The 21,686-nt window shown below is 50.0% G+C and carries 20 protein-coding genes; all 20 read left to right on the forward strand.

What is annotated here, in order from left to right; translation table 11 throughout:
* Positions 1-13 precede the first annotated feature (13 nt).
* On the forward strand, positions 14-2,104 hold the full coding sequence (locus ACI48K_RS07810) for a chemotaxis protein CheA (protein ID WP_475027023.1): 2,091 nt from the start codon (positions 14-16) through the stop codon (positions 2,102-2,104).
* A gap of 59 nt (positions 2,105-2,163) precedes the next feature.
* Positions 2,164-2,625 carry a chemotaxis protein CheW gene (locus ACI48K_RS07815; protein ID WP_475027024.1) on the forward strand — a complete coding sequence of 154 codons (462 nt, stop codon included), beginning with the start codon at positions 2,164-2,166 and terminating at the stop codon, positions 2,623-2,625.
* Between the two features lie 36 nt (positions 2,626-2,661).
* Entirely contained in the window at positions 2,662-3,255 is a 594-nt protein-coding gene (locus ACI48K_RS07820) for a chemotaxis protein CheC (protein ID WP_475027301.1), read from the forward strand.
* Positions 3,248-3,745 carry a chemotaxis protein CheD gene (locus ACI48K_RS07825; protein WP_475027025.1) on the forward strand — a complete coding sequence of 166 codons (498 nt, stop codon included), beginning with the start codon at positions 3,248-3,250 and terminating at the stop codon, positions 3,743-3,745. The genes ACI48K_RS07820 and ACI48K_RS07825 overlap by 8 nt, the downstream gene beginning before the upstream one ends.
* 2 nt (positions 3,746-3,747) lie before the next feature.
* Entirely contained in the window at positions 3,748-4,170 is a 423-nt protein-coding gene (locus ACI48K_RS07830; protein ID WP_475027026.1) for a hypothetical protein, read from the forward strand.
* Between the two features lie 15 nt (positions 4,171-4,185).
* Complete coding sequence (locus ACI48K_RS07835) at positions 4,186-4,974, forward strand: FliA/WhiG family RNA polymerase sigma factor (RefSeq protein ID WP_475027027.1); 789 nt, start codon at positions 4,186-4,188, stop codon at positions 4,972-4,974.
* A 57-nt stretch (positions 4,975-5,031) separates the two neighbouring features.
* A complete protein-coding gene (locus ACI48K_RS07840; RefSeq protein WP_475027028.1) occupies positions 5,032-6,441 on the forward strand; it encodes a DUF342 domain-containing protein in 1,410 nt (469 codons plus the stop codon).
* A gap of 65 nt (positions 6,442-6,506) precedes the next feature.
* Positions 6,507-6,833, forward strand: coding sequence for a hypothetical protein (locus tag ACI48K_RS07845; protein WP_475027029.1), 327 nt, complete (start codon positions 6,507-6,509; stop codon positions 6,831-6,833).
* A gap of 50 nt (positions 6,834-6,883) precedes the next feature.
* The gene (locus ACI48K_RS07850; protein ID WP_475027030.1) at positions 6,884-7,495 is read left to right on the forward strand and encodes a hypothetical protein; all 612 of its coding nucleotides are present in this window, start codon (positions 6,884-6,886) and stop codon (positions 7,493-7,495) included.
* Complete coding sequence (locus ACI48K_RS07855; protein WP_475027031.1) at positions 7,492-8,109, forward strand: hypothetical protein; 618 nt, start codon at positions 7,492-7,494, stop codon at positions 8,107-8,109. Before ACI48K_RS07850 ends, ACI48K_RS07855 begins: the two co-directional genes overlap by 4 nt.
* A gap of 234 nt (positions 8,110-8,343) precedes the next feature.
* Complete coding sequence (rpsB, locus tag ACI48K_RS07860) at positions 8,344-9,042, forward strand: 30S ribosomal protein S2 (protein ID WP_475027032.1); 699 nt, start codon at positions 8,344-8,346, stop codon at positions 9,040-9,042.
* Positions 9,043-9,181: 139 nt separating this feature from the next.
* Positions 9,182-9,832: a translation elongation factor Ts gene (gene tsf, locus ACI48K_RS07865; protein WP_475027033.1), complete on the forward strand. Its 651-nt coding sequence runs from the start codon at positions 9,182-9,184 to the stop codon at positions 9,830-9,832.
* A 100-nt stretch (positions 9,833-9,932) separates the two neighbouring features.
* Entirely contained in the window at positions 9,933-10,661 is a 729-nt protein-coding gene (gene pyrH, locus ACI48K_RS07870; RefSeq protein WP_475027034.1) for a UMP kinase, read from the forward strand.
* On the forward strand, positions 10,662-11,216 hold the full coding sequence (frr, locus tag ACI48K_RS07875; RefSeq protein WP_475027035.1) for a ribosome recycling factor: 555 nt from the start codon (positions 10,662-10,664) through the stop codon (positions 11,214-11,216). It begins immediately after the preceding gene.
* A 71-nt stretch (positions 11,217-11,287) separates the two neighbouring features.
* On the forward strand, positions 11,288-12,055 hold the full coding sequence (locus tag ACI48K_RS07880) for an isoprenyl transferase (protein ID WP_475027036.1): 768 nt from the start codon (positions 11,288-11,290) through the stop codon (positions 12,053-12,055).
* 21 nt (positions 12,056-12,076) lie between these two features.
* A complete protein-coding gene (locus ACI48K_RS07885; RefSeq protein ID WP_475027037.1) occupies positions 12,077-12,877 on the forward strand; it encodes a phosphatidate cytidylyltransferase in 801 nt (266 codons plus the stop codon).
* A gap of 99 nt (positions 12,878-12,976) precedes the next feature.
* Positions 12,977-14,116 (forward strand): 1-deoxy-D-xylulose-5-phosphate reductoisomerase, encoded by a 1,140-nt coding sequence (locus ACI48K_RS07890; RefSeq protein WP_475027038.1) that lies wholly within the window; start codon positions 12,977-12,979, stop codon positions 14,114-14,116.
* 117 nt (positions 14,117-14,233) lie between these two features.
* Positions 14,234-15,508 carry an RIP metalloprotease RseP gene (gene rseP / locus ACI48K_RS07895; protein WP_475027039.1) on the forward strand — a complete coding sequence of 425 codons (1,275 nt, stop codon included), beginning with the start codon at positions 14,234-14,236 and terminating at the stop codon, positions 15,506-15,508.
* 74 nt (positions 15,509-15,582) lie between these two features.
* Entirely contained in the window at positions 15,583-17,034 is a 1,452-nt protein-coding gene (gene proS / locus ACI48K_RS07900) for a proline--tRNA ligase (RefSeq protein WP_475027040.1), read from the forward strand.
* Positions 17,035-17,258: 224 nt separating this feature from the next.
* Complete coding sequence (locus tag ACI48K_RS07905; RefSeq protein ID WP_475027041.1) at positions 17,259-21,575, forward strand: PolC-type DNA polymerase III; 4,317 nt, start codon at positions 17,259-17,261, stop codon at positions 21,573-21,575.
* Positions 21,576-21,686: the final 111 nt, after the last annotated feature.

The following is a 21,686-nucleotide window of genomic DNA, read 5'->3' on the forward strand; positions in this document are numbered from 1 at the left end:
GAGGTGCCTCACCATGGACATGAACCAATATTTATCCATGTTTATCGATGAGTCGAATGATCATTTGCAGTCATTAAACGAAAATATGCTGGAACTGGAGAACAACCCCGACGATCTCAGCATCGTCCAGGTTATTTTTCGGTCCGCGCATACGCTTAAAGGGATGGCGGCCACGATGGGCTACGAAGACTTGTCATCCTTGACGCATCAAATGGAAAACGTTCTTGATCTGGTTCGCAATGAGAAGCTGAAAATGCAGGAGTTTATTTTTGACACCTTGTTCCGGAGCTTGGACGCACTCCAATCGATGGTTCAGGACATTACGCAAGGCGGAGACGGCAAAGAGGACGTCAGTTCCATTGTCGCCGATCTGCAATCTATTGTCCGAGGTGATTTCGGCCAGGGAAAAAAAGAAGCGGCGGCCCCGGCGGCAGGCGGTTCCAAGGCCGATTCAGGAACGTCGGCCATTCAATTGGATGAGTATCAATATTCGGTGCTTGAGCAATCGATCGCCGAAGGACATAAAGTGTTGTACGTTGAAGTGGCGGTGCGCGAAGATTGCCAGTTAAAGGCGGCCCGCGCTTATCTTGTTTTCGATTTGCTTGAACGCTATGGTGAAATCGTCAAATCCTATCCATCGGTACAAGACATTGAACAAGAGAAATTCGACCGCAGTTTTTCGCTATATTACATAACTCAAAAAGAGGCAACCGAGATCCGGAACATGATCTTGAATCTCTCGGAAATCGAGTCGGCGCAGGTTGCGCCGCTTGACCATGAGACACTGGCTCAGTTGACCTCAGGATCGAAGGAAGCCGCGGCAGCTTCCGCTCCTGCCGAAACTGCATCGACGCAGGCACCTGCGGCTAATTCGGAGCTCGCAGCTGCCTCCAAAAAACCGGCACAAGCCGCGGAAAGCAAAAACGGAGCCCATGGAAATGCTGCACCGGTTCCTTCTAGAACCATTCGGGTCGATATCGACCGGTTGGATGTACTGATGAACCTGCTGAGCGAGCTGTTGATCGACCGTTCCCGTTTGGAACAGCTGGCCGGTGAAGTTAAACGCACCGATCTGACCGAAACGGTAGAGCATATGAGCCGGGTTGGCAGTGATTTGCAAAATATTGTCCTCAAGCTGCGGATGGTTCCGATCGATACCGTATTCAACCGCTTCCCGCGGATGGTTCGAGATTTGGCCAAGTCGCTGGATAAGAAAATCGATCTCGTGATCGTCGGCGCCGAAACGGAGTTGGATCGCACAGTCATCGATGAAATCGGCGATCCGCTTGTGCATTTACTGCGGAATGCCGTTGACCATGGCGTTGAAGCTACGGCCGAACGGATTGCCGCCGGCAAGCCGGAGACCGGAACTGTTCAACTGCGCGCTTTCCACAGCGGTAACCATGTATTCATTGAAATCGAAGATGACGGACATGGTATTGACCGCCAGAAAATTTTGCAAAAGGCGATTAAAAACGGAGTCGTTAAAGAAAGCGAAACGGCTTCCATGACCGATGAACAGGTTTACATGCTGCTATTCGCTCCTGGCTTCAGTACGGCTGAGGTCATCTCGGACATTTCCGGTCGTGGAGTGGGGCTGGATGTCGTCAAAACGAAGATCGAATCGCTTAGCGGCGTTGTAGCTGTAACATCCAAGCTTGGACAAGGCACGAAGTTTTCGGTACAGCTTCCGCTAACCTTGTCGATCATTGCGGCAATGCTGTTCAAGGTGGGGTCGGAGAAATATGCGATTCCTTTATCGTCCATTGTCGAAACCGGCCTGATCAAGCGGGATCAAATCCGCGAGGTTCATGGCTATACCATGATCCCTTACAGAGATTCGCATATTCCTCTGATGTCGCTGGCGCACTTGTTTGCGGTTCCGGATTTTGATGAAAGCAAGGAAGAAGAAACCGAAATCGTCGTTATTCGCAAGGGTGACCGGATCGCTGCTCTGACGGTTGAGGATTTCATCGGCCAAAGCGAAATCGTCATCAAAAACCTGGGCAAATACCTGCCTTCGATTCAAGGGGTTGCGGGGGCTACCATCCTTGGTGACGGACAGGTTGCACTTATCGTCGATCCAAACGCATTCATTAAATAATAGATTCGTCTCGAAGCTATCCCGGCCCGAGCGGGCCGGAATCACAAGGAGGGTTTACCATGGGAGAGGAAATTAAGACAATCGTATTTAAGTTAGGGTCTGAGGAATACGGCATTGAAGTGGACAAGGTTCAAACGATCGAACGGATGATGCCGATCACCCGGGTTCCCAAAACGTATGCCTTTGTAAAGGGAGTTATTAATCTTCGCGGTGTAGTTATTCCTGTCATCGATTTGCGTGGCCGCTTTGGATTGCCGGAATCGGAATTTACGGATCAAACCCGGATTATCATCGTTTCGGCGAACGAAATGGAAGTAGGCTTCATCGTTGATTCGGCCAATGATGTAATTGACTTGAACTCCGATCTCATCGATACGCCGCCGGATGTCGTAGGCGGGGTTAAAGCCAAATATTTGCATGGAGTTGCCAAAGTTTCGGAGGAGCGCCTTCTCGTGATGCTCAATCTGTCCGAGGTACTGAATCGAAGTGAAATCATTCAATTGGAAAGCCTAGAGGGTTAAATCGTGGATTTGTTCAAAGAGCTGGAAGAATTCAAAATGGATATTTTAAAGGAAGTCGGCAACATCGGCGCCGGTAACGCAGCAACGGCTTTGTCCAAATTGCTCGACAAGCCGATTGATATGGCTGTTCCTAAAGTTCAGATGATGCCGTTCGAGGCGGTCGCAGACCGCGTCGGCGGCGCTGAAAACATCGTACTCGCCATTTTCTTCCGGGTCGAAGGGGATGCACCGGGAAATTTGTTCTTTATTCTAAGCCCGGAAGCTGCAAAAAAGCTGCTGCACCGTTTGGCCGGGCTAAGTGTGGAGAGCGAAGAAGGCTTCTCCGAGATGGAATGGTCCGCTTTATCGGAAATAGGGAATATTTTGGCGGGATCGTACTTGTCTTCGCTCGCCGACTTCACTTCCCTTTCGATGTCGCCTACCGTTCCCGCGATTGCGCTTGATATGGCGGGAGCTATACTTAGTTATGGTCTTTTGCAGTTCGGAGAAATGGGGGATTCCGCCCTGCTGATCGATACAACGTTTATTGAAGGACACCATGAGGTGGAAGGACAATTTTTCCTCATTCCCGATCCGGAATCGTTCTCCAAAATTTTCGCGGCACTAGGAGTATCGACCGATCATGATTGACGAGCAACGGGTAGTAAAGGTTGGCATGGCCGAGTTGAATGTGATTACTCAGCAGGGATTGATTCGCACAACTGGGCTGGGCTCTTGTGTGGGACTGACGCTTTTTGATCCACAATTGAAAGTGGCAGGTCTTGCTCATGTCATGCTTCCTTCCTCGGAGATCGCTCGAGAAGGAAACTTGAATATCGCCAAATATGCCGATACTGCTGTTCCGGCACTGTTTCAGAAGATGATTTCCATCGGCGCTTCTCCCGGGCGCATGGTTGCCAAGATGGCTGGAGGCTCGCAAATGTTCTCGTTCGCGGGAACCGGGGATTCGATGCGCATCGGTCCCAGAAATGTAGAGTCATGCAAAATTCAACTGTCCGAATTAGGCATTCCGTTGCTGGCGGAGGATACCGGAGGAAACTACGGTCGAACGATCGAACTTGATAATGAGACAGGTATTTTGTTTATACGAAGCGTACAAATGGGTGTAAAGGAATTGTAGCTATGACAGGAAAATTGCGATATTACTTGTTATTGGGCTTTATCGGTTTTCTGATCTCTTTTGCTGTGTCGGCCGGGAACAATTTGTTCATGACGAGCTTGATTCGTGGTCTTATCGCATTTGCCGTCTGGTTTGTGCTCGCTTATGCTGCAAATTGGATGTTTTCGTTCCTGAAGGAGCTGCCGGATGGCACTGCAAACCACGATCAGGCGTCTTCCTCTATAGAGCCGGGTAAAGGCGGCAGTCTTGATATTATAACTCCGGATGAAAGCGAGGAGTTAAACGACCTGCTTAAACAGCCTCCTGGAAATCAGGCGACAGCACAAGATTTTGCACCTTTAAATCCGCCTAAATTAGTAAAAACATCTGACGACAAGGATCCTGCAGAACTGGCTAAGGTCGTTCGTCACCTGACAGAACAATAAGGAAGGTGAAGACAATTGATCGAGCAGAAGACATCCACACTAAATCACGTTGACCTTTGGGAGATGTGGAAGGAAGACGGCGACTTGGAGGCAAAGAAGCAGCTTATTGAAAAGTATCTCCATATCGTAGATTATGTTTCGGGACGCTTGGCCGTTGGCCTTCCCAGAAACGTTTCCAAAGATGATCTGTCCAGCAATGGAGTGATGGGCTTAATCGATGCGGTCGAGAAATTCGACTATAAGCGCGGTTTGCAGTTTGAAACCTATGCATCGTGGAGAGTCAGAGGGGCAATCCTCGACGGTCTGCGGCAGGGGGACTGGGTTCCACGTTCGGTTAGAGAAAAGGCCAAGAAAATTGAAGAGGGCTATCAGCAGTTGGAGCAGCAATATCTTCGTTCGGTCACGGATTTGGAGATGAGCGCCTACTTGCAAATCAGTGAAAAAGAGTTTCAGAGCATGCTGCAGGAAGTAGCTGTCATGACGCTTTGTTCTCTGGAAGATCCGATTCGGGAAGAGGAGGCGGAGACTCGTTTAACACTTCTCGTTGACGAAAAGGCAAAAAACCCGGATTATAAAGTCAGAGAGTTTTATTTGCGAGATTCGCTGACTAAAGGTATCGAGAAGCTGACCGAAAAAGAGCGGACAGTGGTTTCTTTACTATATTATGAGGACTTATCGTTAAGCGAAATCGCAGAGGTAATGTCGTTGTCGCCCTCTCGAATCTCGCAGCTTCATTCAAAAGCGATATTGAGGCTTAGGGGAAGCCTTGAGAAGCAGCGGGATTTGCTGATGCAGGAAGACTAGTAAGATTAAGAAAATTGGGGTCCAAGTTTATGCATGGACGGAAGGAGGAAGGACGTAGTGGAGTTTATGGGTGATTTAGGACAAATCCTAAGTGTGACACTAAACGACGACAAGACGGTAGCTTATCTGCAGTTCTTGAAGAAGGAAGAGGATTTTTCATGCACGGCGGATGCGCTTCATCGGTTTCTCCAAAGCGAGGGATTGAAATACGGAATTCAAGAAGACATCATTGAACGCTTTGTTGCGAATCCGAAAGAGTATTACTTTAGCAAAACGCCGATTGCAATAGGAAACGAGCCCGTTCACGGGGAAAACGGGATGATCCGCTATGCTATTCCACTGGATGATGACAATCGACACAAACCAATGGAGTCCGAAGACGGTAAAGTCGATTACAAAGACGTCACTCGGCTAAACAACGTTCTTAAAGGTCAGATTATTGCTGAGCTTGTACCTCCTGTACCCGGCCGTCCCGGTATAGCGGTAACCGGCGAACAAATCCCATGTAAGGATGGGAAAGAAGCCAAATTTAAAATTGGGAAAAATGTTGTGCTCAATCCCGAGCAGACGGCCTTATACGCTGCTATCGACGGTCTTGTGGCACGTACGGATAAAGGGAAATTGAACGTATTCCCGGTCTATGAAGTCAACGGGGATGTCGATTACAGTATAGGAAATATCGATTTTGTAGGGACTGTTGTGATCCGCGGAAATGTACTGACTGGGTTTAGAGTTAGTGCGTCCGGGGATATTCGCATTGTTGGCGGGGTTGAAGGCGCCGAATTGTTCGCGGAAGGATCCATTGAAATCAGCGGAGGGATTATCGGTTACAATAAAGGACTTGTTAAAGCCGGAAGACAAGTCAAAAGTTCATTTATTCAGGATGGAAACGTGCAGGCGGGAGAAGACGTAGTCGTTTCTCAAAGCATTATGCATTCCAATATTCGGGCGGGCAGAGATGTTATTTGCAACGGTCCAAAGGGATTGATTGTTGGAGGAAATATTCAAGCGGGGGAAAGAGTCACGGCACGAGTCATCGGCAATCCGATGTCAACGACTACTTCAATCGAAGTAGGCGCGTTACCGGAGCTTCGCAACGAATTGCAAGAGCTTCGCCAGCAGGTAAAGGATCAACTGGCTAACATGGACAAAACTGAAAAAGCGCTTACACTTCTTGATCAGCTGGCTTCTTTAGGAAAATTGACGCCTGATAAAATCGCGTTGAGATCAAAGCTCAGCATGACCAAAAAGTCAAACATACAAGAACTGAACGATATGAAAGAACGCATGTTGGTCATCGAAAGAGAGCTGGAGGATACAGGTAAAGCTCGCGTAGACGTATTGAAGATGATTTACGGCGGATCCAAAATCGTGATTGGCCGGTATACGAAATATATCAAAGAACCGATTTCAAGAATGTCCTTCTATTATAGTGAAGGAGATATTTCCATGTCGGCTTATATCTAGTATTTCAAAGAAGATGATTGCACTCGGCTTTGGCAAAAATCTTGTTCTAGATTGAGGTGATCCCGATGGATATGAAATCCGTAGAATTGCAAATCGCGGTCCCGCGTACCAGCGATGCGGGACGTGTTCAACATGATCAGCAGCAGCGCCCCCTTATCGATCAGGCTTTGCTGTCGGGGCAAACCATAAAAGAGAGTGAGCATGAGCGTCAGCGCAGTGCCGGCATCGACGAGAGCGCTCATAACACGACAGTAAGGCGAGAGGGCAATGGCTCCTCGCAACAAGAACGGAATCAGGATGAGCCTCATTCCGAAGAAAGGCTTGTTGAACCGGTCAAGGAACACATGGCGGAGCATCCGTATAAAGGAAAGCACATCGATCTGTCCCTATAGCGGGAAATCAAACATAATTAAACAGCACAAAGGTGAGGATAACATTGTCATTGGGAGATCCCTGGGTTTATATTGTTCTGCTGGGTGCGGTCGCATTGGTATATGCGCTGATGCTTCCGTCGCGAAAGCAGGCTTCCGGACCAAGCCCGGATGCAAGCAGTGAACTGGAAGCGACGCTGGAACAATATATGTCGGAAATCGAAAGAGAAAATGGAGAACTGATCACTCTGGTATCGGAGATGAAGCAGGACTTTAATTCAAAACAGCTGGCCCAGCAGGAACAAATTGTCGAGCTACGCCAGCGTTTGGGGGATGTGGAGTTCTCCGCCCGGCAGAGCGAGTCTCTTTTCTCCGGTTTACATGCCGCTTCACAAGAAGCAATCGATCCGATACAGATTGATCATGAACCGCAACAACTGGAAGAAGATCCGGCGATTCAGGAACCTTCAGACCCGGCTTCGGATTTGAATGAAATTCCGGCTATCGTCTCTGAGCCGGTAAATATGCCTCAGGTCAAGGAGCATGTTCGTGACCGTTATCCCGAGCTGTTTGAATTGTATTCCCAAGGGAAATCGATTGATATGATCGCCAAATCAATCGGCCTTCAGCGCGGAGAAGTACAGTTAATCCTCCAGTTATCCAAAAAGGAGGAATCCGAGTGATCAAGAATCGTAACTTCATGCTGGGCCTTGGTCTCGGACTCATTTTCGGCGCGCTGCTTCTTCAATTGATGATGGTTGGTCAGGGAGAAACCGGGAAACTTGTTACCAAGGAAGAGGTTCAACAGGCGGCGAGCCAGTTGAATCTTAAAGTTGTTGAGAAAGATCAGGAGATGTATACTGCGGAAGAGTGGAAGGCCAAAGAAGCGGAAATTGGGGAAAACGGCGCGCTGGATCAAGATGCGGCTCAAGCGCCGGTTCAGCCCTCGAAGCCAACCGCTCCGAGCAATCCAGAAACCTCGGATAAATCCGCTTCCGATTCGGGAAAGGATCAAACGGCGGGAACGGTGGAGCAACCCAAGACAGACACACCGAAATCGCCGGAGTCCCCGGATAATGTTGTCGTAAAGTACAGCATTTCCAACGGTACAACGCTGACCGGCGTTGCTGAAGGATTGGCGAAGGCCGGCGTGATCAAGGACAAGGATGCTTTTCTCAAGGAAGCCAAATCGAAGAAAATCAATTATACGGTTAGAGCCGGAACATATTCATTCCAAATAGGGGAAGATTATTCCTCGATTATTTCTAAAATATCTTTAAAAGACTCATCAAAATAGGAAAAAGATACGCGGCCGCCCGATTATGGACGGCTTTTCTATTTGATCTCAAAAGCGAATTGTATTGGTTGCATCCCCATTTTACTTATGGTATAGTAATTGACGGTGTTATAACGCACGCAGGATGATTTCGCGAGGGGTGCTCTCTTCTTGATTAAAGAGAAAAGAGTCTTGGCGGGAGATGATTCTTGCGGAGGAAGCATCACAAAAACCAAACTTAGGAGGTGCGTGAAGATGGCAGTAATCTCCATGAAACAACTGCTTGAAGCAGGCGTTCACTTCGGTCACCAGACTCGTCGCTGGAACCCGAAAATGGATCGTTATATCTTCACAGAAAGAAACGGCATTTACATTATCGACCTGCAAAAAACGGTCAAGAAAGTCGAAGAAGCTTACAATTTCGTTAAAAGCGTAGCTGAAGAGAATGGTACCATTCTTTTCGTAGGCACGAAAAAACAAGCTCAAGACTCCGTGAAGGAAGAGGCTGAACGCGCTGGTCAATTCTACATTAACCAACGCTGGCTCGGCGGCACGCTGACCAACTTCCAAACGATTCAAAAACGGATCGACCGTTTGAAACAGCTGGAAACTTGGGAAGAAGACGGCACTTTCTCCGTTCTGCCTAAGAAAGAAGTTATTTTGCTTCGCAAGGAAAAAGAACGTCTTGAAAAATTCTTGGGCGGCATCAAGAACATGAAGGGCTTGCCAAGCGCTCTGTTCATCATCGATCCGCGCAAAGAGCGCATTGCGGTTGCTGAAGCACGCAAATTGGGTATCCCAATCGTTGGTATCGTTGATACGAACTGCGATCCGGATGAAATCGACTACGTCATTCCCGGTAACGACGACGCAATCCGCGCGGTTAAACTCTTGACCGGCAAAATGGCTGACGCTGTTATCGAAGCGAACCAAGGCGAACAAACAACTGCTTAATCTGCCTTGCGCTTAACCAAACGATAAATTAAATCAAAAAGGGTGGTTGGCAGGTGTAAACCTCTCACTGCCCTTTTTTTAAAGTAAATGCAACTGATGACCTAATAGGTCCTATAACAATTTTGGAGGGAATTTGAACATGGCTGTTGATGCAAAATCGGTCAAAGAACTACGGGAAAAAACGGGCGCAGGTATGCTCGACTGCAAAAAAGCGCTGGAAGAAGCGAACGGCGATCTGACCAAAGCGGCTGAACTGCTTCGCGAAAAAGGCTTGGCGGCCAGTGCAAGCAAAGCCGGTCGTATTGCTTCTGAAGGTGTTGTTGAGTCGTATATTCATGCTGGGGGCCGTATCGGCGTTCTGGTAGAAATCAACTGCGAAACCGACTTCGTAGCAATTACGGATCAATTTAAAACATTTGCCCGCGACATCGCAATGCACATTGCTGCCATGAGCCCTCGCTATGTGCGCCGTGAAGAAGTTCCGCAAGAAGCAATCGAGAAGGAAAAAGAGATTTTGAAGGCTCAAGCCTTGAACGAAGGCAAACCTGAAAAAATCGTCGAAAAAATGGTTGAAGGCCGCATCGGCAAATACTATGAAGAATTCTGCTTGATGGAACAAGCATTCGTTAAAGATCCGGACAAAACGATCTCTCAACTGCTGAACGAAAAGATCAGCACTATTGGAGAAAATATCTCCATCCGCCGCTTTGTTCGCTATGAACTTGGCGAAGGTTTGGAAAAGAAAGTGGACAACTTCGTCGAAGAAGTTATGTCCCAAGTGAATAAATAAGCTTCAACCCCTAATTGAACGTTACGAAAGTTGGAACACGCCGTGTTCCTTCTTTTTTAACCTAAGAGTCTTATGAAAGATTCATTGTGGAGGTATACATTTGAAACAGCCAGTGTTTAAACGTATTGTCTTAAAGGTAAGCGGAGAGTCGCTGGCCGGTCAAAACGGCTATGGAATCGATGCGGATACCATTTCCTCCATCGCGCAGCAGGTGAAAGAAGTGGTTGAGCTTGGCGTTCAAGTGGCCATCGTCTGCGGGGGGGGCAACATCTGGCGGGGAATCGCCGGAAGCGCCAAAGGCATTGACCGTGCAACCGCGGACTACATGGGAATGCTTGCTACGGTGATGAACTCGCTTGCCCTGCAAGATGCGCTGGAGCAAATCGAAGTTCCGACCCGAGTGCAAACGTCGATCGCGATGCAGCAAATTGCCGAGCCTTACATACGGCGGCGGGCGATTCGGCATTTGGAGAAGGGGCGGGTCGTCATTTTCGCAGCCGGAACAGGCAATCCGTTTTTCTCCACGGATACCACGGCGGCTTTACGTGCCGCTGAAATCGAAGCCGAAGTGATCCTGATGGCGAAGAACAAAGTAGATGGCGTGTACTCTGCCGATCCGTTTGTGGATCCGAATGCGGTGAAGTATGAAACGCTCACCTATTTGGAAGTGCTGAACAAGAATTTGGGCGTCATGGACTCCACAGCATCTTCGCTTTGCATGGATAACAACATTCCGCTCATCGTGTTTGCTATCACGGAACAAGGGAACATTAAGCGCGTCGTTCTCGGTGAGAAAATCGGAACGATCGTCAAAGGGAGTGTAGACTAAATGCCACAATCGGTTAAGAAACATGCCGAGGAGCGCATGGATAAAGCCATCCAGGCCCTGAAGAGAGATCTTGCCACTCTTCGCGCCGGCAGAGCGACTCCTTCGCTGCTCGATCGGATTCAAGTGGAATATTACGGTGCGCCGACGCCGGTAAATCAGCTTGCCAACATCAACACGCCGGATTCCCGGACATTGATGATTCAGCCTTGGGACAAATCGTCTTTGTCCGATATCGAAAAGGCCATCCTAAAGTCGGATTTGGGCCTGACTCCGGCCAATGACGGAGTGGCGATTCGCCTGGTGATTCCTGCCTTGACGGAAGAAAGACGCGTCGAACTCGTAAAAATGACCAAGAAATTCGGCGAGGAGGCGAAAGTCGCCATCCGCAACATTCGCCGCGATGCCAACGACGACATCAAGAAGTTGGAAAAAACCGATATTTCGGAAGATGAATCTCATCGGCATCAAGAGGATATTCAAAAAACGACGGATAAATTTATCGCTGAAGTGGATAAGGTCCTCGTTGCGAAAGAAAAAGAGATCATGGAAGTATAAGAGACAACCATCGGCCCCTCCTATTACGGTGGGGTTTTGTCTCTTTTTCATCATCGGCTGGAGGAAAAGAAATGATCAAGTTATTTCAATCCTGGCGAAAAAAAGAAAATAGCAAAAAGCCTGTCAAGTTATCGGAGGACAATATCCCGGAGCATGTCGCTATCATTATGGACGGCAACGGGCGTTGGGCCAAAAAGCTCGGTTTGCCGCGCGCGGTTGGCCATCGGAACGGAATGAAAGCCGTAAAGAGGGCGACGATTGCTGCCGATGATTTGGGAGTTCGTATTTTGACGCTGTATGCTTTTTCAACGGAAAATTGGAAACGGCCCAAGGATGAAGTCGATTACCTGATGTCGCTTCCCCGGGAATTTTTGGCTTTGGAGCTTGAGGAACTGATCGAAAAAAATGTTCAGGTCCGTATGATGGGTTATACAAAGGAACTTCCCCAGCATACGATCGCAGCCATGGAGGAGGCGATCGCGAGAACCAAGGATAACACCGGACTTATTTTAAACTTTGCCTTGAATTACGGAGGCCGCCGGGAAATTGCCGAAAGCGTGCGGGAAATTGCGCGGGCGGTGGAAGCCGGGGAGCTTGCTCTTGAGGATATTACGGAGGATACGGTGCAATCCAGATTGCTGTCGGCGGGGTTGCCTGAGCCTGATCTCTTGATCCGAACCAGCGGAGAGCTGCGGTTAAGTAACTTCATGCTTTGGCAAACGGCTTACAGCGAGCTCTGGTTCCCCGAAGTGTATTGGCCTGAGTTCGGTGAAAAGCATATGATCGAGGCGGTCGCTGAATATCAGCGGAGATCTCGGCGGTACGGCGGGTTATCCTAGCTGGATGGAAGGTGTGTAGATTTGAAACAGCGCTTGATAACGGGAATTATCGCCGGGGGCTTATTTTTGGGAGTTTGCCTGATCGGCGGATTATCATATCATATTTTGATCTTGCTGATGGCTTTGATCGGTTATTACGAATTTGTGCGGATGACCAAGCAGCCCGCTTTTGGAGGCACCGCCTTATTGGGTTATTTGGGGGTCGCGTATTTGGCCTTCCCTTGGAAATTACTTGGTATCGTAATGCCGCTAAATACACTCGCGGTTCTTTGGATTCTGCTTCTATTGCTGCTGACCGTGACGGTCGTTACCAAAAATGAGGTGCCGATCGGACAGGCCGCTATGTTGTTTCTGGGGGCCGTCTATATCGGGATCGGCTTCTCCTCGATTGCCGAAACGCGGAATACTCCGGACGGTCACGGGTTATTCTGGACTTTCTTGATGCTGGCCGCCATTTGGAGCAGCGATGCCGGGGCGTATTTTACAGGCCGCCGATTCGGCCGGAATAAACTCTGGCCTGCAATCAGTCCGAACAAAACGGTGGAGGGCGCCATCGGCGGTATTGTTCTGGCGGTTGCGGCCGCGGTTATTTTTGCAGTTGCTTCCGGCGGGCTTTTGACGATCGGACGAGCTGTTGTTCTGGGCATTTCGGCCGCAGTGGTTGGGCAGATGGGCGACCTCATCCAGTCGGCCTACAAACGTATATACGGAATAAAAGATTCAGGCACGCTGCTGCCCGGACATGGCGGAATATTGGATCGCTGCGATAGCTGGATTATGGTGTTTCCATTCATACATATCCTCATGCTGCTACCAATGTAAGTTAAACAAGAAAAGTATCTTGGCTAGAGTGAGAAATGTTCTGGAAGAAACGTCGGAAGGACATTTCACACGGTAGCCTAATAAGACTCGAGGTGCGAGATGAAAAAGATAGCCATCATCGGCTCGACCGGCTCGATTGGTACCCAAACGCTGGACGTGGTGCGCGAGCATCCAGAGCATTTTCAAGTGGAGGGGGTGGCTGCCGGAGCGAATCTGGAATTGTTCGCGCAGCAGGTGAACGCATTCCGGCCGAAAAAAGCTTCGGTCGCCACGAAAGAGCTGGCGGATCGTCTTCGGCCGCAGTTGCCGCAAGGCGTAGAGCTCTTTTACGGAGAGCAAGGCCTTATCGAAGTGGCGGCGGGCACGGATGCGAATACCGTTCTCACCGCCATTGTCGGCAGCGCCGGGTTGCCGGCGACGCTTGCGGCAATTGAAGCCGGAAAACACATCGCTTTGGCAAACAAGGAAACCTTGGTCACAGCCGGGCATCTGGTTACGGCACTGGCACGCCGGAAGGGCGTCTCCCTGCTGCCGGTCGACAGCGAGCACTCGGCAATTTTTCAATGTCTGAACGGAGAAAACATCGACGAAGTACGGCAGATTACATTGACGGCTTCGGGCGGTTCATTCCGCGATTTGACCCGGGATCAGTTGCAAAACGTTACCGCAGCCGATGCGCTAAAGCATCCCAATTGGTCGATGGGGGCCAAAATCACGATCGACTCGGCTACCATGGTCAATAAAGGCCTGGAAGTGATCGAAGCCCACTGGCTGTTTGATCTTCCCTATGAACAAATCGGCGTGCTGCTGCACCCGGAAAGCATTATCCACTCTTTTGTGGAATATCGCGACGGAAGCGTGATCGCCCAGCTTGGGACCCCGGACATGCGGACCCCGATTCAATACGCGCTTTCCTATCCGCAGAGATGGTCGACCGACCGGAAAAGACTGTCGCTCGCCGAGGTTGGCAAGCTGCATTTTCGGGAGATGGATCTCGAACGCTTCCCGTGTTTAAGACTTGCCTACGAATGTGGTAAAATAGGGGGGACAGCTACTAGCGTTTTCAATGCCGCTAACGAAGTCGCCGTCGCCCGCTTTTTGAATGGAAGCATTCCGTTTCTGCATATCGAGACAATCCTTGAAACGGTGTTGTCCAGGCATGATGTCCAGCCGAATCCGGATCTGGAAGTTCTTCGGTCCGTTGATCGCTGGGCCCGGGACTTGGCTAAATCCATCTAGGGCGTATAAATTTTCCTCTAAAAGTACGGCGGCGGTATTCTCTTGTGCCTGATCGGAGAATAATGTTAATCTAGAAGGACGTTGGACGATCCGTGGCCAAAAGGAGGATGCTTACGATTGGAACTGCTTAAGATTATATTTTTGACGGTGCTTATGTTTTTTGTCATCGTCACTGTTCATGAATGGGGACATTATTTCTTTGCCAAACGCGCGGGCATTTTGGTCCGGGAGTTTGCAATTGGATTTGGACCGAAGCTGTTTTCTTATAAAAGGGATGAAACCCGGTTCACACTGCGGCTGCTGCCTTTTGGCGGTTATGCCCGAATGGCCGGGGAAGATCCGGAACTGGTTCAAATCGCCGTCGGACAAACTGTGGCGCTTCGCTTGGAAGGAGACACGGTTCGCCGGATTTATCTGGATCGACTCGACAGCCGCAAGAATGTAATTCGTGGCGAAGTGCAGCAGGTTGATTTGGAGGATGATTTGACGATCCGTCTGGATGTTGACGGCGAAGGGATTGCTTATCCGGTACACCCTCGGGCTGAGCTGGTCACCAAAGGCAAGGAAACGCAAATTGCGCCGAGAGACCGTCAGTATGGGAGCAAGACAGTCGGGCAGCGGGCTTTGTCCATTTTTGCCGGACCGCTCATGAACTTTGTGCTGGCTTTCGTGCTGTTTGCGCTTCACGTCCAAATGGCGGGCATCCCTCTGGAGAATCCCACCCATCTGGAAATCGGCGAAGTGATGAAAGGCATGCCGGCCGAGCAAGCCGGGCTTCAAGCGGGGGATATCGTCGAGTCGATCAACGGGACTCCGGTAGGTACCGATGCTAATAAGATGATCGAGATGATTCAGGCTTCGAAAAATAAAGCGATGGACTGGAAAGTGAAACGCGGTGATCAAAGCCTCTCCATTTCCATCACGCCAAAAGGCGCGGAGAACGAAGCCGGCAAAGTCGGCAGCTCCATCGTGACGTTTTTCCCGACCCGCAGTGCCTCCTTTGGGGAGACGTTTAAGGTAGCCGGGGACGACATGGTGAATACCACGAGGCTGATTTTCCAAGGCTTTCAGCAGCTTGTGAATCGCTTCTCGATGGATGATCTCGGCGGGCCGGTGCGTACGTTTGAAGTAACGGGCCAAATCGCTAAGCAGGGGATTACCCAGTTGACTCAATGGACGGCCATTCTGAGCCTGTACTTGGGGATATTCAATTTATTCCCGATTCCGGCGCTGGACGGAAGCCGTTTGATCTTCCTGGGAGTCGAGGCGCTGCGAGGCAAACCGATTGATCCAAACCGGGAAGGCATGGTGCATTTTATCGGCTTTGCGATGCTATTCCTGCTGATGATCGCGGTAACCTACAATGACATTCTGCGCTTGATTCGGGGTTGACCTTTAGAAGGACCGCGAGCACGCGCTTTACATGTTAAACTTGTGTTTTTGATAACGGGAGGACAAGGGTTCATATGGCAAATGAGGAGAAACAATTTGTAACTGAAATTACTCCACAGGGAGAAGATTTTTCCCGGTGGTATATCGATGTCATTAAAAAAGCGGACTTGATGGATTATTCCCCGGTGCGCGGATGTATCGTCTTCAAACCGGACGGTTATGAAATCTGGGAGCATATCCAGGCGGAGCTGGACCGGCGCTTTAAGGAAACGGGCCATCGCAACGCTTACTTCCCTTTGTTTATCCCGGAGAGCTTTTTCCAAAAGGAAAAAGAACACGTGGAAGGCTTCAATCCCGAGCTGCCATGGGTGACAGAAGCCGGTGGAGAGAAGCTGGAAGAACGGCTTGCTATTCGTCCGACTTCGGAAACCATGATCGGGCATATGTACGAAAAATGGATTCAATCATACCGGGATTTGCCGGTTCTGATCAACCAATGGGCCAATGTGGTGCGTTGGGAGAAAAGAACGCTGCCTTTCCTGCGGACCAGCGAATTTCTGTGGCAGGAAGGCCATACGGCCCATGAAAACGAGCAGGAAGCGCGCGAAGAAACGATGCGCATGCTGGAAGTTTATCGTGATTTCGTCGAGAACTACTTGGCAATTCCGGTGATTGAAGGACAAAAAACGCCGTCCGAGAAATTTGCCGGCGCAGTAGATACGTATTCCATTGAGGCTATGATGAAAGACGGACGCGCGGTACAAGCGGGGACATCGCATTATCTCGGCACGAATTTCGCCACCGCGTTTGATATTCAATATTTGAACCGCGACAATGTGCGCGAATATGTACACACCACTTCTTGGGGCGTCAGCACGCGTCTGATCGGTTCGCTGATCATGGTGCATGGCGACGATCGCGGTTTAGCTTTGCCGCCGAAGGTTGCACCGAAGCAGGTCATGATTATTCCGATCGGTCCGCCGAAAACGCGGGATGCGGTTGTAGGAAGAGCGGACGAACTGTTTGCGGAGCTGAAGAAGGCCGGCGTTCGCGTAGGCATCGACGACCGCGCGGACGTGCGCCCGGGCTGGAAGTTTAACGAATACGAAATGCGCGGCGTGCCGGTTCGTCTTGAAATCGGACCTCGCGATATGGAGAACGGCGTCTGCGTGCTCGTGTCGCGGATCAGCGGCGAGAAGAAAGTCATCCCGCAGGATCAGCTTGTGGAAGAGGTTAAAGCGATGCTGGAGCAGGTTCATAATGAAATGTACGAACGCGCCAAATCGTTCCGCGAAGAACATTTCTATTCTGTGGATTCACTCGACGAAATGAAAGCGAGCATCGAGGAAAAACGCGGGTTTACCTTGGCAGGCTGGTGCGGCTCGGAAGCTTGCGAACGCCATGTCAAAGATGAAACCGGGGCAACGAGCCGGAATATTCCGTTCAACCCGCAAGTGCACAAGAAAACATGCCTCGTGTGCGGGGAAGAAGCCAAACATACCGTCGTTTTTGCCAGGGCTTATTAAAAATTAGGCTGCAACTCATAAATTTGGTGTATGATCTTATTAGAGGATAAACACAAAAAAAGAGGGCTTCCGGCATCGGGCGCCGACAGGTTCAGCGTCTGTCGGATCTTGCGTCTGGAGCCCTTTTGATTTTTTGCGTCTTTATTCCTTGAATTCTACCAAATGTGATTTAATAGAAACATATTAAGTTGCTATTGCTGCATCTTTAGATTGGGGAGGAAGATATGACCGACACTCAGGAGAAGAGAAAACGGCTTGAGCTGCTGATGAAGCAGGCGGAAGTACCTGCCTCATTAATAGATCCTTATTTTCTCGACGGTTGGATTGATCAAGTCGAAGTAAGCCGAACCAACCGGGATTGGAAAATCTCGATCCGCAAACCATCGCTTGTTCCCGCGCAGGCGTATCGTACGTTCTGCTTGCGAATCAGGGAGCGTATGGAACACATTGCCCATATTGCTTTCGAATTTCATTACGGTAGCGATGTATCGGGTAGTGAGATCGTAACGGAATACTGGAAGCTATTCCTGGAGTGGGTTCAGCGGGAAATCCCGTCCGTCAACGGCTGGATGGCCAGAGCGGGCTTTGAGGTCGAGAATGACTTGGTTACCGTTACATTAGGGGATCAAGTGGCGCTGGAACTGGCGCGAAAGAAAAATATCGACCGGGCGATCACCGCTTTTTACGAGACTTACTTTGCCCTGAATCTACGGGTTAAGCTGCAAACCGGGGAAAACAGCACCGAAGCCTTTGAGGAGTTTCAGCAGCGCATCGTCGAGGAGGAACGCGAAGTTATCCAGCAAATGATGGAAAGCATGAGCGTGGAGGCTCCTCCAGAAGAGGTTGACGGGGAAGTAGTCAAGCTGCAAATCGGGTACGACATCAAGGAACAGCCGGTTCCGATTCAGCAAATCCAGGACGAAGAGAAGAAAATTACGATTCAGGGAACGATTTTTGGTCTGGATCGCAAGGAATTGCGCAACGGAAATACACTGTTTATGTTTTATCTGACCGACTTCTCCGACTCTCTTCAAATGAAGCTGTTCGCCAAAAATAAAGAGGATCTGAAAATTATGGGTCAGCTTGCCGACGGGAAATGGGTTAAAGCCCGCGGCAAAGTGGAGATGGACCGTTTCATGACGATTCCTGAACTAGTCATGATCCCGTCCGATCTGGTGGAAATCTCGCAGCCGGCGGGACGCAAAGATAATGCCGCGGAGAAGCGGGTCGAGTTCCATCTTCACACTACGATGAGCGCGATGGACGCGGTTACCCCGATTGCGGACTACGTGAAGATGGCCGCCAAATGGGGCCATAAAGCGATTGCCGTGACCGATCACGGCGGTGTACAGAGCTATCCGGATGCGGCAAAAGCGGCCAAAAAGAACGGCATCAAAATGATTTACGGCGTGGAAGCCAACGTGGTCAACGATAACGTGGCCGTTGTGCTAAACCCGCGCGAGGACGATTTGAAAACGGCGACCTACATCGTGTTCGATATAGAAACCACCGGTCTTTCGGTGACCCAGAACAAAATCATCGAAATCGCGGCGGTTAAAATTCAGGATGGTAAAGAGATTGACAGGTACGCTACTTTTGTAAACCCGCATGTGCGAATTCCTTACAATATTCAGCAACTGACGAATATAAACGACGATATGGTCAAGGACGCGCCGGATGTCGAGCCGGTGCTGCATGATTTCATCAAGTTTGCCGGGAAAGCAATCCTGGTGGCCCATAACGCCAGATTCGACGTTGGCTTCGTCAACGCCAAGCTGAAGGAGCTGGGCATTCCGGAGATGAACAATCCGGTGCTTGATACGCTCGAGCTTGCCCGGATGCTTTTTCCGACGCTGAAAAATCACCGTTTGAATACGCTGGCGGCTAAATATAAAGTTTCGCTCGAAAACCATCACCGGGCCATCGATGATACGCTAGCGCTTGCAGAAATTATGAATGGACTGCTGGAAGACGCCGCCAAGATCGAAGGCTTCACGAAGCTGAACCGGCTGAACGACAAGGTCGGCAAGGACTTATCCAACGCCCGTCCGTTCCACTGCGGCATTTACGCTTTAAATATGACCGGCAAGAAAAATTTGTTCAAGCTGGTTTCGCAGTCGCACACCGATTATTTCAAGCGAGTTCCCAGCATTCCGAAATCCAGGCTGGTTGAAATGCGGGAAGGCTTGCTCATCATTTCCGGATGCGAAAAAGGCGAGTTTTTCGAAACCGTCTTAAATAAATCGCTTGAAGAGGCGGAGGCGGTCGCCGAGTTCTACGACGTGCTGGAAATCCAGCCGTTAACGATGTATATGCATTTGGTGGAAAAGGGCTTGGTAGGCAGCGTGGAAGAACTGGAAACGGCGCTGCGCAAAATCGTGGAGATTGGAGCCAAGCTCGGCAAGCCCGTAATCGCCACCGGCAACGTGCATTATCTGGACCCGCGCGACAAGCTATTCCGCGATATTACGATCCACGGGATCACCGGTTTTAGTCCGCTTAAGGATATCCGCAAGCCGGACGCTCATCTCCGGACCACTGAGGAAATGCTGGAGGAGTTCGCTTTTCTGGGTAAAGAAAAAGCCCATGAAGTGGTCGTTACGAACACTTCCGAGCTTGCCGATTCCTTTGAAGTGCTTGAGCTGTTCCCGGACAAGCTGTATACGCCGATCATCGAAGGTGCGGATGAAGAAATTCGCGAAACCTGTTACAACACAGCGAAAACGATATACGGGGAAGAACTGCCGGAGGTTGTTGTCAAACGGCTGGAGAAAGAGCTTGAGCCAATTATCAAATACGGCTTCTCGGCCAACTATCTCATTTCCGAACGGCTCGTCAAAAAGTCGAATCAGGACGGTTATCTCGTTGGTTCCCGGGGTTCGGTAGGTTCCTCCGTCGTCGCCATGTTCCTTGGCATTTCCGAAGTAAACCCGCTCCCGGCGCATTACATATGCCACAATCCGGAATGCAAGTACAGCGAGTGGTTTTTGGACGGCAGCGTGCCGAGCGGGTTTGACCTTCCAAACAAAATCTGTCCGAAATGCGGCGAAATGCTCAAAGGGGAAGGACATGACATTCCTTTTGAAACATTCCTTGGATTTAAGGGAGACAAGGTGCCCGATATCGATTTGAACTTTTCCGGGGAATATCAGCCACAAGCACATAACTTTACGAAGGTGATGTTTGGCGAGAAGAACGTGTTCCGGGCCGGCACGATCGGTACGGTAGCGGAGAAAACCGCGTTCGGTTTCGCCAAAAAGTATGAGGAAGAGCATAATAAGCATTGGCGCGGAGCCGAGCTGAATCGGCTGGCCGCCGGCTGTACCGGAGTAAAGCGCAGTACTGGCCAGCATCCCGGCGGGATCGTCGTCGTGCCGGATTATATCGATGTAGAGGATATTACGCCGGTGCAGTACCCGGCCGACGACACGGAAGCGGAATGGAAGACAACGCACTTTGATTATCACGCCTTTGACTCCAACTTGCTGAAGCTCGATATTCTGGGCCATGATGATCCGACCATGATGCGGATGCTGCAGGATTTAACCGGACTCGATCCGACGACCATTCCGATGAACGACCCGAAGGTCATGAGCATGTTCAATTCTACCGAATCGCTGGGAGTTGCCCCGGAACAGATTCGGACTCCCGTGGCCACTTACGGCATCCCGGAAATGGGGACGAAATTCGTGCGGCAGATGCTGATCGAATCCCATCCGTCTTCGTTTGCCGACCTTTTGCAAATCTCCGGGCTGTCGCACGGTACCGGCGTATGGCTCGGCAACGCGCAGGATTTGATCAAAAACGGCACCTGCAACATTAAGACCGTTATCGGCTGCCGTGACGATATCATGTTATATCTGATTTATAAAGCGGGAATGGATGCCGGACTGGCCTTTAAAATTACGGAAAGCGTGCGGAAAGGCAAGGGCTTGACTCCGGAATGGATCGAAGAAATGAAGAAATGCAAAGTGCCTCAGTGGTACATCGATTCCTGCTTGAAGATTCAGTACATGTTCCCAAAAGCGCATGCTACGGCATATGTTATTTCTGCGGTACGTACCGCTTATTACAAGCTGTATCACCCGATCGAATATTATGCGACCTACTTCTCCGTACGCGGGGAAGAATTTGATATCGAGCTGTGCTGCCAGGGATACGAGGCCATTTACCGCAAAATCGAGGAAATCGAGCAAAAGGGCTTTCAGGCCCAGCCAAAGGAAAAAGCCAGTCTGCCGATTCTGGAAATGGCGCTGGAAATGACGGCTCGCGGGTTCCATTTCAAACCTATCGATTTGTACCGCTCGGATGCGACGCGCTTTACCGTCGACGGCGATTCGCTCATTCCGCCGTTTTCCGCGCTTGCGGGAATCGGCGATAACGCGGCGCGCAATATTGCGGCGGCCAAAGAGCAAGGCGAATTCCTCTCCATTGAGGATTTTCAGCAGAAATCCAAAGCAAGTAAAACGATCGTCGAACTGCTCGGAACGATGGGATGCTTCCGCGGTTTGCCGGAGAGCAACCAGCTTTCGTTGTTCTGACGGCTCGGAATGCGCCTAAGTAAAGGTCTCTTACTTGTCACTCCTACTGGACTATGTTATAATTTTTTTGGTAATCATGGAGATAGAACCGTTGTTTAAAGAGTGGGGAAA

The organism is Paenibacillus terrisolis (assembly GCF_056171975.1).